Raw genomic sequence first — 15,608 nt, 5'->3', positions numbered from 1 at the left:
CGCTTCAGGGGTTGTTCCCAGGGGGTACGCCATGGCCGCAAGGCCACTTGTCGCGCGGCAGCCGAACGAACGGCTGCAGGCGCTCATCCAGGAGGCGGGGTGCTCGAACGCCGGGCTGGCCCGCCGGGTCAACATGTGCGGTGCCGAGCACGGTCTCGATCTCCGCTACGACAAGACGTCCGTGGCCCGCTGGCTGCGGGGACAGCAGCCGCGCGGGCGCGCTCCGGCGATCATCGCCGAGGCGCTGGGCCGCAAGCTGGGCCGTACGGTCACGATCGACGAGATCGGCATGGCCAACGGCAAGAACCTCGCGTCGGGCGTGGGCCTGCAGTTCTCGCCGACCGTCCTCGGGGCCATCGAGCAGGTCTGTGAGCTGTGGCGCAGTGACGTGGGGCGCCGGGACTTCCTGTCCGGTTCGTCGGTCGCCGCGTCCGCGCTGGTCGAGCCCAGCCGTGACTGGCTGATCTCCTCGCCGGACTCGCAGGTCGCGCGCGCGGCCGGTCCACGGGTGGGCCCCTCCGACGTGGCGGCGGTCCGCGCGATGACCCAGGCGCTGAGCGACCTGGACCACCAGTACGGCAGCGGGCATGTGCGCCCGGTCGTCGTGCACTACCTCAACAGTGTCGTCTCCGGGCTGCTCGCGGGCTCGTACCGGGAAGCGGTGGGGCGTGAACTCTTCGCCGCCGTCGCCCGGTTGACGGAACTCGCCGGCTACATGGCCGTCGACACCGGTCAACCGGGCCTGGCCCAGCGGTACTACATCCAGGCGCTACGGCTGGCACAGGCGGCGGGCGACCGGGGGTACGGCGGGTATGTCCTGGCGGCCTCCATGAGTCACCTCGCCGCGCAGCTCGGAAACCCGCGTGAGATCGCGCAGTTGGCGCGGGCGGCGCAGGAGGGGGCGCGGGGGCGCGTGACCCCGCGGGCCGAGGCGATGTTCCACGCGGCGGAGGCGCGCGGGCACGCCCTGATGGGTGACGCGCGGTCGGCGCAGCTCGCGTCGGGCCGCGCGGTGAGCGCGCTGGACGCGGCCGATCCCGCGTCCGGGGACGACCCGGCGTGGATCGGGCACTTCGACGAGGCCTATCTCGCCGACGAGTTGGCGCACTGCCACCGGGACCTGGGGCAGGCCGAGGCGGCGGCCAGGTGCGCGCAGGAGTCCCTGGACGGGCACCCGGAGTCGCGGGCGCGCCGCAGGGCCATCGGATACGTACTGCTGGCCAGCGCGCAGGTGCAGCAGCGCGAGGTCGAGCAGGCCTGCAACACGGGCCTGAAAGCAGTGGAGTTGCTCGGTTCGCTGCGGTCCAACCGGGGCGCCGAGTATCTGGAGGACTTCCAGCAGCGCCTGGAGCCGTACCAGGACGAGCCGGTGGTAAGGGAGTTCGGGGCGCGGATGGAGTTGCAGGCCGCCGCGTGAACGGAGGGGAAACAGAGACTCCAGGACCGAAGGGAGGCGTACGGAGCGGATGTGGGGCCTGATCTGTTAGCGCGGTCACAGATGGGGTGGTCCAGTCCAGTGCTGCGTGGCACCGGGCTCGGGGTACCCGGTAGCGTGAGCCGACGATCCCGAAGGTCCCCCATTCGTAGGAGTCCTGGTGACGCAGAGTGGACAGGGCGAGGAGCCCTCGGCGCGGCCCGCGCGCGAAGGCATCGTGCTGCCCTCCGACGGAGGTGAACCCCTCCTGCCGGGTATGACGGGCGGACGCGGTGACCAGCAGTCGGGCCGGCAGCCGTCGATCGCGCCCCCGGCCGGCGGCCAGGGCTGGGGCGGGTCGTGGGGCCCGGACCAGCAGCACGAACCACAGCACCACCATGAGCACCGGACCCCGGCCCCGCCGCCGGGCCAGGGCTGGGGCGAGCCGCAGCAGCAGTGGGGCACCGCCCCCGAGCAGCCCGCCGCGTCCCCGTGGGGCGCCCAGGACGGCATCCCGAGCCAGCCGGCGCCGCAGCCCCAGGAGAGCGTCCAGCACGCGGCGTACGGCACGCAGCCACCGGCCTACGGCGGACAGCAGTCGTACGCCCCGGAGTACGCCTCGGGCTACCCGCCGCACCAGCCGCACGCGATACCGCAGGCCGGGACCGACTCCCAGAACCATGGATACGGATATGGCGCTTCCGGTTCGGGCGCGCCCCTGCCGCCCGCCGCGACCGCGTTCCCGAGCGCCCCGCTGCCGCCCGCCGACGAGGGCGCGACGCAGTACATCCCGCCGGTGGCCAACGTGCCCGGTGATGAGGGCGCCACCCAGTTCCTGCCGCCGGTCCCCGCCGCGCCGATGGACGAGGGCGCGACCCAGTACATCCCGCCCGTGGCACCCGGCGCGCTGCCGCCTGAGATGCCCGGCCCGATGCCGCAGGCCGCGCATCCCGACGCCCAGCCCACCCAGTTCCTGCCGCCGGTGCCCGCGCAGGGCGCCGCTCCCGGGTACGGGGCACGGCCGGGCGGGGCCGACGACCGGCAGCCGCCCGCCGAGTTCGACAACCTCTTCCGCGGCGGCTCGGGGGGCGAGACGCCGGCCGGCTCCACCCAGCAGATGCCCCGCTTCCAGCAGCCGCCGGCCGGTCACCAGGGCTATGCGCAGCCGCCGTACGCCGAACCCTCGTACGCGCCGCCCGGACAGGGCGGCGGCCGGCGAGGGGCACAGGACGACGGCGGCAGCCGCCGTTCCAGGGTGCCGCTGATCGCCGGTGTCGGGGTCGGTCTCGCCATCCTCGGGGTCGGCGCCGGTGCGCTGCTCAGCGGGGGCGGCGGCACGAGCGACGACAACAGGACCGTGGCCGCCACCTCGGCGGCGACCGGCGGTTCCTCGTCCTCGGGCACCGACGCCGCGAAGGAACAGGCCGTCGCGCTGGACAAGTTGCTCGCCGACAGCGGCAGCAGCCGCGCCTCGGTGATCAGGGCCGTGGCCGATGTGAAGGCCTGCAACAACCTCGACGGCGCCGCCTCCGACCTGCGGGACGCGGCCACACAGCGCACCCAGTTGGTGACCAGGCTGTCCCAGCTCACCCTGGACAAGCTGCCGTCCAACGCCGCGCTGACCACCGCTCTCACCAACGCGTGGAAGGCGTCCGCGTCGGCCGACACCCACTACGCGGCATGGGCCGACCAGGCCGCCGGCAAGAAGGGCTGCAAGAAGGGCAGCGCGCGCACCACCGGCCAGACCGCGGCCGGCAACGCGGCGAGCGGCACGGCGAGCAACCAGAAGATCAAGGCCGCCGCCCTCTGGAACACCATCGCGAAGACCTACGGCCTGACCCAGCGCCAGCCGACCCAGCTCTGAGAAACAGACGGGCGGAGCGCGGACCTCAGTCGAGGTCCGCGCTCTCCAGTGTCTTGGTCATGTCGAAGAAGCCCTTCTTCGCCGACACCAGCACACCCTTCCGTACGACCTGAAGGGTCACCGCCGCGTTGACCAGGCGGGACAGGCCGACGGATGCGAGGTTGTCGTCGGTGGAGCTCCACTGGAGGGCCGGCGTGAGCCCGCCGGTGTTGACCTTGACGCCGTCGTCGAGGGCACGCCGTACGTTGTCGGCGGTCACGTCGCTGCTGCCGAGCGACCGCACGACGGCCCGGAAGGCGGTGTACGCGATCCAGGTGGTCTGCACTCCCGCGTCCGCCGGGTCGATGCGGTTGTCGCCGAAGGCCACCTCGTCGACGGCCTTCTTCATCGGGTCCCAGCGCGCGTCGCTCGCGACCGGGTACCAGCCGGTGATGTACGAGCCCTCGTAGGGCCCGGACTGTCCGCCCGTCGAGTTGATCTCGGTCTGGTCGACGCTGCCGAGCACGGTCGCGGTGCGTACCGCGGGATAGTCCTGGCGGTCGCGCCGGAAGGAGTCCATGAAGGTGTCGGTGCGGTCCCCGAGGGAGGGCACCACGCACCCCTTCTTCGAGGAGTCGGAGGTCGCGCTCTCCAGCGCGTGCGTCGACTGGGTCGAGTACTCGGTGGCGTCGTCGGCCGCGAGCTGGTCGGTGGCCGGCGCGTGGCCGCCCGACGCGAGCCCGGCGTCCAGCAGCGGGGGCAGGTCGTCGCCGGCGATGGAGTCGGGCCGGACCAGCGCGACCGGGCCGCAGGCGGGGGCGAGTTCCTTGCCGAGGCCCGCCAGGAGCGCGGGCTGGCCGCCGTTGACGGGGTAGGACAGGGCGCGGGTGAACTCCTCGTTCGTCACGCCGTAGCCGCCTATGTACGGGATGCCCGCACCCTCCAGCGGAGCGAAGTACGAGTCGCTGAACTCGCTGTAGGAGCCGACGACCGCGACGACGTTCTTGTCCACGGCCTCCCGGGCGCACTTCGCCGCGGACACGCTGCTGTTGTGGTCGTTGCAGGTCAGGACCTTGAGCTTGCGGCCGTTGAGACCGCCGTGCTTGTTGATCCACTTCGCGTACGCCGCCGCCATGGCGGGCATGCCGGGCTTGTTGGTCGCGTTGGTGTCCCACGGCGCCCAGGTCATGACGGTGATGGGGTCGTCCCCGGAACCCCCCGTGGTACCGGGGATGACCCCACAGCCGGCCGCGAGCGACGCGCACGCCACCAGGGCCACCGCCGACACGACGGTCGCCCTGACGGGCCGGGTGATCGTGGGGAGGAAGGTGCTGCGGTTGCGTCGCCTGCCGGTCATGTACGCACACGCTTCCGCCATACCGCTAAGCCGGGGGTGACTCGTGGTCAACAAGTAGTGACGTGGAGGTGAATTACGGGGGTCGTTCCTGTGTGTGTGACGAGGAACGTACGATCGATGACCGTGCAAGCTCAGGAGAACCCTTCCCGTCGCCCCCGTCGCTCCTCCACCATGGGCGGCATGCCACTGAACGACATGCCCTGGTGGCGCTGGCGCAGCAACGTGCGTTCCGCGCTGCACATGCTCTCCGACCCGGCGTTCCAGCAGGACGTCTGGCTGGCCGGTGTCGACGGGTACGGGGACGTCACCGACGCCGTCTACCGCCTCGTCGAGGACACCTGGCTCGACAACTGGTCCGCCGAGAAATACGTCGGCACGATCTTCCGCGACTCCCAGGAGGCGGCCCTCGTGGACACCGCCGTCCTGCGGGTCCTGCGGATCATGCACCAGGTCGGCCCGGACGCCCAGGTCTCCGCCTACGTCGACCACCAGGCGTGGCCGGAGGCGGTGCGGGCGGCGCGGGACGCCCATGTGCGGATGGCGGTGAGCGACGGGGAGGACCCGGAGGCACCGCCGCGCACGCTCGAGGTGCTGCAGATCATCACGCGGTCCGCGTGACGGACGGCGGTGCCCCTGCTCAGGGGGATATGGGACCCTGTCCTGCATGAACGCGCAGTCCACCCGAGCCGCGGCACCCGCCGACCAGTACGTCCTCATCCTGTCCTGCCCCGACAAGCAGGGCATCGTGCACGCCGTGTCGAGCTACCTCTTCATGACCGGCTGCAACATCGAGGACAGCCAGCAGTTCGGCGACCACGACACGGGTCTGTTCTTCATGCGCGTCCACTTCTCGGCGGAGCCGCCGGTCACCGTGGACAAGCTGCGCGCGAGCTTCGCGGCGATCGGTGACTCCTTCCACATGGACTGGCAGATCCACCGGGCCGACGAGAAGATGCGCGTCGTCCTCATGGTCAGCAAGTTCGGCCACTGCCTGAACGACCTGTTGTTCCGGGCGCGGATCGGCGCGCTGCCGGTGGAGATCGCGGCCGTGGTGTCCAATCACACCGACTTCGCCGAGCTGGTGGAGTCGTACCACATCCCCTTCCACCACATCCCCGTGACGAAGGACAACAAGGCCGAGGCCGAGGCGCGGGTCCTCGACCTGGTCCGCGAGGAGAACGTCGAGCTCGTCGTCCTCGCCCGCTACATGCAGGTCCTCTCCGACGACCTCTGCAAGGCGCTCAGCGGCCGGATCATCAACATCCACCACTCGTTCCTGCCGAGCTTCAAGGGCGCGAAGCCCTACCACCAGGCGCACACCCGGGGCGTGAAGCTGATCGGCGCGACGGCCCACTACGTGACCGCCGACCTCGACGAGGGGCCGATCATCGAGCAGGAGGTCGAGCGGGTGGGCCACGACGTGACCCCGGACCAGTTGGTGGCGATCGGCCGGGACGTGGAGTGCCAGGCGCTGGCACGGGCGGTCAAGTGGCACGCCGAGCGCCGGATCCTTCTCAACGGGCGCCGGACGGTCGTGTTCGGCTAGAGGCTCGGGCTCTCTTCTACATCCGGCTCAAGCCGGCCACCGCGAACAGCACATCCCTGATCGCGCCCCGGTCCCCGAGCTGCCCCGCCGCGGCCTCCTCCGGTGACACATGACCCGCGGCCAGATGGCAGAACTCCACGCCGTCCAGGGCGACATGGGCCACCTCGCGCTCACCGGCGCCCACCACCCCGAGGGAGTCGAGAGGGATCTGCCACTCGCCGCCGCCATGTCCCTCGATCTCCAGCCGCAGGCTGCGACCGGGGCCCGGTGACACCAGCCCCCTGCGCCGCCGCTCGGCCAGCACCGCGGGCAGCATGCGTGCCGCGAGGTCGATCATCCGGTTCAGATGGCGGGGGGACGGTGGCTGGTACGGGTAGTCCACCGCGTCCGCGATGTCCTCCGCGTGCACCCAGCACTCGAAGGCCCGGTCGAGCATCGCGTCGTGCAGCGGGAGCTCGAAGTCGCCGTAGGAGACGGCCAGTCGGCCGGTGGTGCCGCCGGTGAAGGACACCGTGCGGACGATGTCGTGGGACTGCTCGCGCCAGGGGGCGCGGATGGAGCGGGTGGGCGGGAAGTACGACGCCTTCCAGTACGCCTCGGTGCGGGTCGCCGGAGTCGCCGCCGTGCTGTCGGTCAGCGGGTCGTCGAGGCCCAGCGCCGCCGCGACCAGGCCGTCGACGGTCAGCAGGTGCGCGATGACCCCGGCGACGGTCGTACGGCGGCTCGTGGGGCCCTCGTCCTCGAACCAGCGCAGCCGCACGGGCGCGTGCCACTCGGCGTCGCCTATGTCCTGGAGCAGGGCGTCCAGCCGGGCGGTCTCGGCGTCGTACGGCGTCGCCCACTCCGGTACGGGGATGCGCGGCGGGCGGCGGTCGAAGGAGCCGGTGAGGACGCGGGTGCGCAGGCCGGGGTCGAGGTCGAGGGGCTCGACGGGGTGCAGCAGGCCGACCGCGCCGCGCAGCCGCAGCGCCTCGTCGGCGCAGGGGCCGCAGTCGCCGAGGTGTTCCTCGACGGCCGCCGTCTCCGCCGCCGAGCAGGCGGCCAGCGCCCACGCGCCGAGCAGCGCCTTGAGCACCCGGTGCTCCAGCACCAGCGGCGCCGGAGCCATGGGCTCGGCCGACTCCGGCAAGGGTTGCCCGCCGTCCTCCACGGAGGCGCGCGGCATGGGGATGCGCGGCGGCTCGTCACCGCCGTCCATGGAGCCGCCGGTCGCGGAACCGCCGTCCATGGAACCGCCGTTCATGAAGTCGTCGTTCGCGTTGCTCGCGTCGGTCACGTCCCGCCTCCCGCTCCCGGCGGTGCGCCGGCGTCGTGGGCGGTGGACAGGAGCTGGAGGCCCAGGCGGAGGCGGCGGCGGGCCTCGTCCTCGGTGACGCCGAGGTCGACGGCGGTCTGGCGGTAGTCACGGCGCTGGAAGTAGGCCAGCTCCAGGGCGGCCCGCAGCGGGGCGGGCATGGACGTGACGATGTAGTCGGCGCGGGCGGCGACGGAGGCGTGGCGGACCTTGCGCTCCAGCTCCTCGGTGGAGCCCGCGCCGCCCTCGGCGAGGGCGGCGGTCTCGGTGGCGCGCAGCCGCTGCACGGCGAGGCGGTGGGTCAGTGCGGCCACCCAGGAGCGCAGCGGGCCCTGCTTGGGGTCGTAGCTGTCGGGGTGTTCCCACACGTGGGCGAAGACCTCGCGGGTGATGCCGTCGGCGGCGCGCTCGTCGCCCAGCACGCGGTGCGCGAGGGCGTGCACGAGGGAGGCGAAGCGGTCGTACAGCTCACCGAGGGCCGCCGCCTCGCCGCGCGAGAGCCGCTGCTGCATCTTGCGGTCCCAGCGGGGCGGTGCGTCCTTCGTCGCCATGCGGCCCCCCTCACCGTGCCTGTGCCCGAGTCAAGCGTGCGCCCACCGTCTCCTCGAATGTAGTCGGCACCTCGGACAGCGCACGCCCCTTCCTGCAATTGCACGCCCCCGACAGGGCGCAGGTGGTAGCGGACGTGCACCTACCCGGTCCACAACTGATCGAACAGGATCGAAGGCGACTAAAACAAGCCTCTTCTGACCGCTTTCCGTTTCTGTCTCCGTGTTTCAGGGAACGGCCGCTGGGCAGCCGCGCTGCAAGGAAGCGTAGGTACGGCTTCCGTTTCCGGACGGTCTCCGGGAGTTCCGGCTAGCGAAAGGCGCGATGGTGGCCTTCAAAGTGAACGACGGTGAGCGCGGCGGCTGGTCCGTGCTCCTCGTGTCCGGCGAGCTGGACCTGGTGACCTCGCCGGTGCTGCGCCAGCGGGTGCACGACGTGGTGGCGGACGGTCACCACAGCCTGGTCATGGACCTCTCCGAGGTGCTGTTCTGCGACTCCAGCGGCGTCGGCGTCCTGATCGCGTCCCGCCGCCTGATCCGCTCCTGCCAGGGGCATCTGCGGGTGGTGCTGCCGGCGCAGGGCGCCGTCGACGGCTCGCACGTCAACCGGGTGCTCGGCGCCCTCGGTGTGCGCCGCCTCTTCGACGTCTATCCCGATGTGATGGCCGCCACGGAGGAGGACCCCGAGGACGAGGCGGACCCCCTCTCGGCGTGACGCCGTTGTACCGGAATTTCCCCGGTCTTGGCACAAGCGACGTTTTCCCGCTCCCGGACCCGCCCCGGCGTCGTACGCTCCCTGCCAAGCGCACCCCACATGAGTAAGGCGGCCCGAAAGACATGGTCAGCACCGAGTACGAGCGAAGGATCGCCGCCCGGTTCGCCACCTTCGACCAGGACGGCAACGGGTTCATCGACCGCGAGGACTTCAGCGCGGCGGCCAAGGCCCTGCTCGCGGAGTTCGGCACGGCGGCCCGCTCCGACAAGGGACAGGCCCTGTACATCGGCGCGGAGGCGTTCTGGCAGGGCATGGCGGGCATAGCGGACCGGGACGGTGACCAGCGCATCAGCCGCGAGGAGTTCGTGGGCGGCGCGGTCAAGCGCCTGCGCGACAACCCCGAGCGCTTCGCCGAGATCGGCCGCCCCTTCCTCCACGCGGCCCTCGACGTCGCGGACCCCGACGGCGACGGCTCGGCCACCATCGAGGACACCGTCCGCGTCCTCAAGGCCCTCGGAGTCCCCGCCGACATCGCGGCGACGGCCGCCGCCGCCCTCGACACGGACAGCGACGGCAAGATCGGCGAGTCGGAGATCGTGTCGTCCTTCGCCCGCTACTTCACGGTGCCGGAATAGCGCTTGCGCGGCGCGTACTTGAGCACGGGCAGCCTTTGCGCGCGTAGACGGTCCGTCACGGAGCCGGGACCCAACTCTCCGGCTCCGGGCGGCTGTTCGGTCGGCGGGGCGGAGGCGTGTCGTCCTTCGCCCGCTGCCTCACCGCTCCGGAACAGCGCTCCCGCAGCTTGTGCTTGTGCGGGGATGGCCCTTCCGCGCGCAGATGGGCCGTCACGGAGCTGAGGCTCAACCCTCCGGGCGGTCGTTCAGCCGTCGCGGCGGAGGCGGCGATCGTGTCTGCCTTCGCCCGCTGCCTCACCGCTCCGGAACAGCGCTCCCCGAATACCGCTCCCGCAGCTTGTACTTGAGCACCTTCCTCAGGGTCTCGTTGCGCGGAAGGGCGTCCACGATCTCCAACTGCTCCGGCAGTTTGTGCACGGACAGCCCTTCCGCGCGCAGGTAGGTCGTCACGGCGGGCAAGGTCAACTCGTCCGCCCCCGGCGGCTGTTCGACCACCGCGCAGACCCGCTCCCCGCGCTCCGCGTCCGGCAGGCCTACGACGGCCACGTCGCCGACGTCCGGATGGGCGGCCAGGAGATCCTCGATCTCCTTCGCGGAGATGTTCTCTCCCTTGCGGATGATCACGTCCTTGAGACGGCCGGTGAGGATCAGATGCCCGGTGTCGGTCACGACCCCCAGGTCACCGGTGCGCAGAAACCCGTCCGCGTCGAAGGCCTCGGCGGTCTGGGCCGGGTCCAGGTACCCCTGGCACACGGCCTCCCCGCGCAGTCGTACCTCCCCGCCCTCCGCGATCCGTATCTCCATGCCCTCGGGCGGCCGTCCCTCGGTGGTCGCCAGGTTCTCGGTGGTGTCGTCCGGGTCGCCCATGGTGATCATCGGCACCTCGGTCATGCCGTAGCCGTGGGTGAGTTGGACCCCCATCTCCCGTACGACGGAGTGGTAGACCTCCGGCGGCTTGGGGGCGCCGCCGCCCGCGAGCAGCCGGAGGGAGGGGATCACGGGCGTGCCCGGCTGCTTGCGCTGCTCGGCAAGGAACATGGAGTAGAAGGCGGTCGAGCCGCCGGCCACCGTCACCCCGTGCTTGCGGTAGCCCTCCAGCGCGTCCGGCAGCGCGAACTGCTCGAACATCACCGCCGGGAAGCCGTACAGCAGCAGCATCACCGTGTAGTCGGGCCCCGCTATGTGCGCGTACGGGAAGGCCATCGAACCCACGTCGGACGCCCTCAGCCGCAGCGCGTGCGCGAGGCATGAACCGCCCGCGATCAGTGAACGGTCCGTGTGCAGCACGCCCTTGGGGTCGGAGGTGGTGCCGGAGGTCCAGTAGATCCAGCGGACGGAGGTGCCGTCGGCGGGCGGTGCGGGGAGGACGGCCGGGTCGCCGTCAGGGAGTCGGTCGTAGGCCTCGAAGACGCCCTTCGCGCCCAGCCGCCGCGCCATCTCCGTGTGGTCGAAGCCCCGCCAGGTGCCCGGCACCGCGAAGTACTCCGCCTTCGACTCCCGCAGCGCGAAGCCGACTTCGCGGTCCCGGTAGAAGGGGATCACCGGCGTCTGTACGGCGCCGAGGCGGGCCAGCGCGAAGGAGAGCAGGGCGGTCTCGATACGGGTGGGCAACTGCCAGGCGACGACCGTGCCGGGGCGTACGCCCATGCCGTACAGGCCGGCCGCGACCCGCTCGGAGCGGTCCCGCAACTCGCCGAAGCTCAGCGCGCGGTCGTCCTGGAGGAAGACCGGCCGGTCGGGGGTGAGAGCGGCGCGGCGGACGACCAGCTCCCACAGGGTGCGGGCGGAACTCAGGGTGTACGGAGTCTCGTTCACGTGCGCCCCCTGCTTGGCTGACGACTCGTCAGGTGACATGCTATCTGACGGGTCATCAGATAAGTACCGTCCGGCGGAGGGGAACCCATGGCCACCGAACTGCCCCGCATCATCAGCGTCGACGACCACGTGATCGAACCCGCGCACCTCTTCGAGACCTGGCTGCCGAAGAAATACCGTGAGCGCGGTCCACAACCCCTCACCGCCGGGATCGGTGAACTCGCCTATGTGGCGGGCAAATACCAGATCACGATGGACCCCGACGGCCCGCCCACCGACTGGTGGATCTACGAGGACCTCAAGTTCCCGTACAAGCGCAACATCGCCGCCGTCGGCTTCGACCGCGACGAGATGACCCTGGAGGGCATCACCCGCGAGCAGATGCGCCGCGGCTGCTGGGACCCCAAGGCGCGGCTCGCGGACATGGACCTCAACCACGTCGAGGGCTCTCTCTGCTTCCCGACCTTCCCGCGCTTCTGCGGTCAGACCTTCGCCGAGGCGCACGACAAGGAGGTCGCGCTCGCCTGTGTGCGCGCCTACAACGACTGGATGGTCGAGGAGTGGTGCGGCGACAGCGGCGGCCGGCTCATCCCGCTGTGCCTGATCCCCTTGTGGGACGTGGAGTTGGCGGTCGAGGAGATCAAGCGCAACGCGGCACGCGGGGTGCGCGCGGTGACCTTCTCCGAGATCCCCACCTACCTCGGGCTGCCGTCCATCCACTCCGGCTACTGGGACCCGTTCTTCGCGGTCTGCCAGGAGACGGGGACGGTCGTCAACATGCACATCGGCAGCAGCTCCCAGATGCCCGCCGCCTCACCGGACGCGCCCCCCGCCGTACAGGCCTCGCTCTCCTTCAACAACGCGATGGCCTCGATGATGGACTTCCTCTTCAGCGGGGTCCTGGTGAAGTTCCCGACCCTCAAACTCGCCTACTCCGAGGGGCAGATGGGCTGGATCCCGTACGCCCTGGAACGCGCCGACGACGTCTGGGAGGAACACCGCGCCTGGGGCGGGGTGCGCGATCTGATCCCCGAGCCGCCCTCCACGTACTACTACCGGCAGATGTTCTGCTGCTTCTTCCGCGACAAGCACGGGGTCGCCTCCCTGGATGTCGTAGGCAGGGACAACGCCACCTTCGAGACCGACTACCCGCACGTCGACTCGACCTTCCCGCACACCAAGGAGGTCGCCCTCGACCATGTGAAGGGCCTCGACGACGAGACGGTCCACAAACTGATGCGGGGCAACGCGATCCGCATGCTGGGCCTGGACCTCGACAAGTAGCCCGCCCATGGACCTCACCTACACCCCCGAGGAGGAGGAGTACCGGGCGCGCCTGCGGGAGTGGCTGTCGAAGGCCCTCCCCTCGCTCCCGCCGAAACCCTCCCCGTCCGACTGGCCGGCCCGCCGCGCCTACGACCTCGGCTGGCAGCGGACGCTCTACGACGCCGGGTACGCCGACGTCCACTGGGACGCCTCCCCGACCACCCGGCTGATCTTCCTGGAGGAGACCGAGAAGGCGGGCGCGCCCTATGTGGGCGCCAACTTCGTGGGCCTGCTGCACGCGGGGCCGACGATCGCCGCAGAGGGGACGGCCGAGCAGCGGGAGCGCTGGCTGCCGCCCGTGCTGCGCGGCGACGAGGCGTGGTGCCAGGGCTTCAGCGAACCCGACGCCGGCTCCGACCTCGCGGCACTGCGCACGCGCGCGTGGCGGGACGGCGACGACTACGTGGTGAGCGGTTCCAAGATCTGGACCTCGCACGCCGAAGTCGCCGACTGGTGCGAGCTGTTGGTCCGCACCGACTTCGCGGCACCGAAGCACAAGGGCATCACCTGGCTCGCCATGCCCATGGACGCGGAAGGCATCACCGTACGGCCGCTGCGGACCCTCGCCGGGTCCGCCGAGTTCGCCGAGGTGTTCCTCGACGAGGTGCGGGTGCCGGTCGCCAACCGGGTCGGCGCCGAGAACGACGGCTGGCGCGTGACCATGGTGACCCTCTCCTTCGAGCGCGGTACGGCCTTCGTCGGCGAGGTGGTCGCCTGCCGCCGCGTACTGGGCGAACTGGCCGCTGAGGCGCGGGACAACGGCCGCTGGGACGACCCTGTGCTGCGCCGCCGACTGGGCAGGCTGAACGCCGAGTTCAGGGCGTTGTGGCGGCTCACGCAGTGGAACGTGAGCGAGGCCGAGGCGAGCGGGGGAGTGCCGGGGGTGGGCGGCTCGGTCTTCAAACTCCGCTATTCGCACGCCCGTCAGGAGCTCTACGACACGGCGGCCGACGTCCTCGGCCCCGACGCCCTCGACCTGGACCGGCCCTGGGTCCTCGACCGCCTCTCCTCCCTCTCGTACACCATCGCGGCCGGCACCTCCCAGATCCAGCAGAACATCGTGGCCGAACGCATTCTCGGTCTGCCGAAGGGACGGTGATCTCCCCCATGCGCTTTCAACTCACCGATGATCAACGGGCGTTGCGTGACGGCGTACGGGGACTGCTGGCCCGGCGCTTCGACGGCGAGGCGCTGCGGGCGGCCGTGGAGCGGCCCGGGCTGGACCGGTCGCTGTGGCGGGAGTTGGGGCGGGCCGGGTTCTTCGCCCTGCGGGTGCCGGAGGCGGCGGGCGGGGTCGGACTCGGGCTGCCCGAGGCGGTGTTGGCGTTCGAGGAGGCCGGGCGGGTGCTGCTGCCCGGCCCGCTGGTGGCCACGCACATGGCGGCGGCAGACATGCCGGGAGCGGCCGCGGGGGAGACGGTCGTGGCGGGCGTGGACGCCGGGTTCGTGGAGTGGCTGGACGCGGCCGACGTGGTGCTCGGGGATGCCTCGGGGGCCGTGCCGCTGCGGTCCGTGGACCCGCTGACGCCGCTGCACCGGGTGCCCGCAGGGGTCGTAGCGGATCCGGTGGCCGTGTTGCTCACCGCCGCCGAGCAACTCGGTACGGCCGCGCGAGTGGGCGAGCTGGCGGTGCAACACGCCCGGACGCGCGAGCAGTTCGGGCAGCCGATCGGGGCCTTTCAGGCCGTCAAGCATCTCTGCGCGCAGGCGCTGGTGCGGGTCGAGGTGGCGCGGGCAGCCGTGTACGCGGCGGCCGTGACCGCTCGGCCGGTGGACATCGCGGCGGCCCGGCTGCTGGCCGACGAGGCCGCCGTGCGCGGGGCCCGGGACTGTCTTCAGGTGCATGGCGGGATGGGCTTCACCTGGGAGTCCGAGGTCCATCTGCACCTGAAACGGGCGTGGATGCGCGCTCGGCGTGGTGGAGGGGGCACGGAGAGTGAGGAGTTGCTCGCGGCGGATCTGGTGGCCGGGGCGAGGTAACCGGGCGCCCGCCTGCGAGGACCGGAACGGGCCCGACAACGGTGTCGCGGATCGTGGCACACCGGAGTCACGGAGCGTTGATATCGGGTTGTGTCCTATGCGTGACTTGTCACGGCCCGGAGTCACCTTCGGGCTCCGGTACCTTGTGTGGGATGCGAGTGGTTCAAGGTACGAGCCATGCCGGTGTTGCCCGTGAGGCGGCCCCGGATCGGGCGGTGCGCTCCGCCGCTCGTATGGCAGAACGGGCTTTCGCCCCCGCCTGTTCGACTCCCCGCAGAGAGCGTCGCACAGTATCCCGCACGCGTACTCCTTCGCGCTGGAATATGCCCGAAGCGCTTGTTGGGGTGACTGAACGTCAACCATGCTGTCTCGCAAGGGATTCACGTTCCGTGACCCTTGATCTGGCCATTGTTCTGGCCATGCAGGAAATGGCTACGATCGTGGCCCTCGTGAGGCGCGAGGCCAAGTGTCCGCCGGTTCGGATGGTGTGAGCGGTGCAGGTGCTTCAAGTGCAACTGGAGATCCGGCCCGACCCCGCGGAGGTGGGGCGGGCCCGGCGGTGGGCGCGCTCGCGGCTCGCCGGGTCCGGGATAGACGCCGACGAGCCGCTGGCCGAGACGGTGATCCTGCTGGTCTCCGAACTCGTCACCAACGCCGTGGTGCACACCGGCTGTCCGGCCGTGCTGAGGCTCTGTCTGCCGGACGTGGCGACCGATTCGGCGACCGTGCGCCTTGAGGTCGCCGACACCAGTTGCCAGGCACCGGTGCCGCGTTGCGCGGAAGGCGACGAGACCGGCGGTCGCGGACTGGCGCTGGTGGACGGCCTCGCCGACCGCTGGGGCTGGAGCGCCGAGGGCACCGGCAAGCGCATCTGGTGCGAGCTGGACCGGGACAGCGAACCCCGGGAGGCCGCGGCCGCGTTCGGGGGTGGCGTCACGCCGTACGAGGGCTTCGAGTTCGAGGGCTTCGCGTACGAGGCGGTGTAGGGGCTCGGCTCCCGGCGTGCCGGTGTAGGTGCTGCCTGCAAGTGCCGGGCGGAGATGCGCCGGGCTGTGCTTCCGTGCGCGCCCTGCAACAAATGGTGCTTATGGAACAAATCCCCGGATGGGCGTTGACGCGACGTGACCGTGTGGTC

14 protein-coding genes are annotated in these 15,608 nt (G+C 71.2%); 10 read left to right on the top strand and 4 right to left on the bottom strand.

What is annotated here, in order from left to right:
• Window positions 1–31 precede the first annotated feature (31 nt).
• Entirely contained in the window at window positions 32–1,417 is a 1,386-nt protein-coding gene (locus tag AB0M63_RS15595) for a transcriptional regulator (RefSeq protein ID WP_366019726.1), read from the top strand.
• Window positions 1,418–1,595: 178 nt separating this feature from the next.
• Window positions 1,596–3,278, top strand: a complete 1,683-nt coding sequence (locus AB0M63_RS15590; protein ID WP_366019724.1) for a hypothetical protein — start codon at window positions 1,596–1,598, stop codon at window positions 3,276–3,278.
• Between the two features lie 25 nt (window positions 3,279–3,303).
• Here AB0M63_RS15590 and AB0M63_RS15585 read toward each other — a convergent pair whose 3' ends face one another.
• Window positions 3,304–4,614 (bottom strand): ABC transporter substrate-binding protein, encoded by a 1,311-nt coding sequence (locus AB0M63_RS15585; RefSeq protein WP_366019723.1) that lies wholly within the window; start codon window positions 4,612–4,614, stop codon window positions 3,304–3,306.
• Window positions 4,615–4,731: 117 nt separating this feature from the next.
• Between AB0M63_RS15585 and AB0M63_RS15580 the strand changes: the two genes are divergently transcribed.
• Together AB0M63_RS15580 and purU are read left to right on the top strand one after the other, a co-directional pair.
• Complete coding sequence (locus tag AB0M63_RS15580) at window positions 4,732–5,232, top strand: hypothetical protein (protein ID WP_355905717.1); 501 nt, start codon at window positions 4,732–4,734, stop codon at window positions 5,230–5,232.
• A 46-nt stretch (window positions 5,233–5,278) separates the two neighbouring features.
• On the top strand, window positions 5,279–6,160 hold the full coding sequence (gene purU, locus AB0M63_RS15575) for a formyltetrahydrofolate deformylase (protein WP_355905714.1): 882 nt from the start codon (window positions 5,279–5,281) through the stop codon (window positions 6,158–6,160).
• 16 nt (window positions 6,161–6,176) lie between these two features.
• On the opposite strand, the gene AB0M63_RS15570 is transcribed toward purU, so the two are convergent.
• Both AB0M63_RS15570 and AB0M63_RS15565 read right to left on the bottom strand, forming a co-directional pair.
• Window positions 6,177–7,358: a zf-HC2 domain-containing protein gene (locus AB0M63_RS15570; RefSeq protein ID WP_355906056.1), complete on the bottom strand. Its 1,182-nt coding sequence runs from the start codon at window positions 7,356–7,358 to the stop codon at window positions 6,177–6,179.
• Between the two features lie 74 nt (window positions 7,359–7,432).
• A complete protein-coding gene (locus tag AB0M63_RS15565) occupies window positions 7,433–8,005 on the bottom strand; it encodes a sigma-70 family RNA polymerase sigma factor (protein ID WP_366019722.1) in 573 nt (190 codons plus the stop codon).
• 322 nt (window positions 8,006–8,327) lie between these two features.
• Between AB0M63_RS15565 and AB0M63_RS15560 the strand changes: the two genes are divergently transcribed.
• Window positions 8,328–8,717 carry an STAS domain-containing protein gene (locus AB0M63_RS15560; RefSeq protein WP_355905708.1) on the top strand — a complete coding sequence of 130 codons (390 nt, stop codon included), beginning with the start codon at window positions 8,328–8,330 and terminating at the stop codon, window positions 8,715–8,717.
• Between the two features lie 122 nt (window positions 8,718–8,839).
• Window positions 8,840–9,352: an EF-hand domain-containing protein gene (locus tag AB0M63_RS15555; RefSeq protein WP_355905704.1), complete on the top strand. Its 513-nt coding sequence runs from the start codon at window positions 8,840–8,842 to the stop codon at window positions 9,350–9,352.
• A gap of 294 nt (window positions 9,353–9,646) precedes the next feature.
• On the opposite strand, the gene AB0M63_RS15550 is transcribed toward AB0M63_RS15555, so the two are convergent.
• Window positions 9,647–11,167, bottom strand: coding sequence for an AMP-binding protein (locus AB0M63_RS15550; RefSeq protein WP_366019721.1), 1,521 nt, complete (start codon window positions 11,165–11,167; stop codon window positions 9,647–9,649).
• Between the two features lie 87 nt (window positions 11,168–11,254).
• Between AB0M63_RS15550 and AB0M63_RS15545 the strand changes: the two genes are divergently transcribed.
• The 4 genes from AB0M63_RS15545 to AB0M63_RS15530 all read left to right on the top strand — a co-directional run bounded on the left by AB0M63_RS15545 (window position 11,255) and on the right by AB0M63_RS15530 (window position 15,459).
• Entirely contained in the window at window positions 11,255–12,451 is a 1,197-nt protein-coding gene (locus AB0M63_RS15545; protein WP_366019720.1) for an amidohydrolase family protein, read from the top strand.
• Window positions 12,452–12,458: 7 nt separating this feature from the next.
• The gene (locus AB0M63_RS15540) at window positions 12,459–13,592 is read left to right on the top strand and encodes an acyl-CoA dehydrogenase family protein (RefSeq protein ID WP_366019719.1); all 1,134 of its coding nucleotides are present in this window, start codon (window positions 12,459–12,461) and stop codon (window positions 13,590–13,592) included.
• A gap of 8 nt (window positions 13,593–13,600) precedes the next feature.
• Complete coding sequence (locus AB0M63_RS15535; protein ID WP_366019718.1) at window positions 13,601–14,473, top strand: acyl-CoA dehydrogenase family protein; 873 nt, start codon at window positions 13,601–13,603, stop codon at window positions 14,471–14,473.
• A 509-nt stretch (window positions 14,474–14,982) separates the two neighbouring features.
• The gene (locus tag AB0M63_RS15530; RefSeq protein ID WP_366019937.1) at window positions 14,983–15,459 is read left to right on the top strand and encodes an ATP-binding protein; all 477 of its coding nucleotides are present in this window, start codon (window positions 14,983–14,985) and stop codon (window positions 15,457–15,459) included.
• Window positions 15,460–15,608: the final 149 nt, after the last annotated feature.

Source organism: Streptomyces sp. NPDC051576 (assembly GCF_040681835.1).
In the GTDB taxonomy this organism is placed as follows: Bacteria; Actinomycetota; Actinomycetes; order Streptomycetales; family Streptomycetaceae; genus Streptomyces.
Note: the sequence above shows the minus strand (reverse complement) of the source record. Positions and strands in the feature narration are given on the sequence as shown.

Bases quoted from the DNA above. Each gene is read 5' to 3' on its own strand.
- AB0M63_RS15580 (WP_355905717.1), top strand. From the start codon at position 4,732: ATGACCGTGCAAGCTCAGGAGAACCCTTCCCGTCGCCCCCGTCGCTCC.
- AB0M63_RS15595 (WP_366019726.1), top strand. From the start codon at position 32: ATGGCCGCAAGGCCACTTGTCGCGCGGCAGCCGAACGAACGGCTGCAG.
- AB0M63_RS15585 (WP_366019723.1), bottom strand. From the start codon at position 4,614: ATGACCGGCAGGCGACGCAACCGCAGCACCTTCCTCCCCACGATCACC.
- AB0M63_RS15535 (WP_366019718.1), top strand. From the start codon at position 13,601: ATGCGCTTTCAACTCACCGATGATCAACGGGCGTTGCGTGACGGCGTA.
- AB0M63_RS15560 (WP_355905708.1), top strand. From the start codon at position 8,328: ATGGTGGCCTTCAAAGTGAACGACGGTGAGCGCGGCGGCTGGTCCGTG.
- AB0M63_RS15565 (WP_366019722.1), bottom strand. From the start codon at position 8,005: ATGGCGACGAAGGACGCACCGCCCCGCTGGGACCGCAAGATGCAGCAG.
- AB0M63_RS15570 (WP_355906056.1), bottom strand. From the start codon at position 7,358: ATGGACGGCGGTGACGAGCCGCCGCGCATCCCCATGCCGCGCGCCTCC.
- AB0M63_RS15545 (WP_366019720.1), top strand. From the start codon at position 11,255: ATGGCCACCGAACTGCCCCGCATCATCAGCGTCGACGACCACGTGATC.
- AB0M63_RS15555 (WP_355905704.1), top strand. From the start codon at position 8,840: ATGGTCAGCACCGAGTACGAGCGAAGGATCGCCGCCCGGTTCGCCACC.
- purU (WP_355905714.1), top strand. From the start codon at position 5,279: ATGAACGCGCAGTCCACCCGAGCCGCGGCACCCGCCGACCAGTACGTC.
- AB0M63_RS15540 (WP_366019719.1), top strand. From the start codon at position 12,459: ATGGACCTCACCTACACCCCCGAGGAGGAGGAGTACCGGGCGCGCCTG.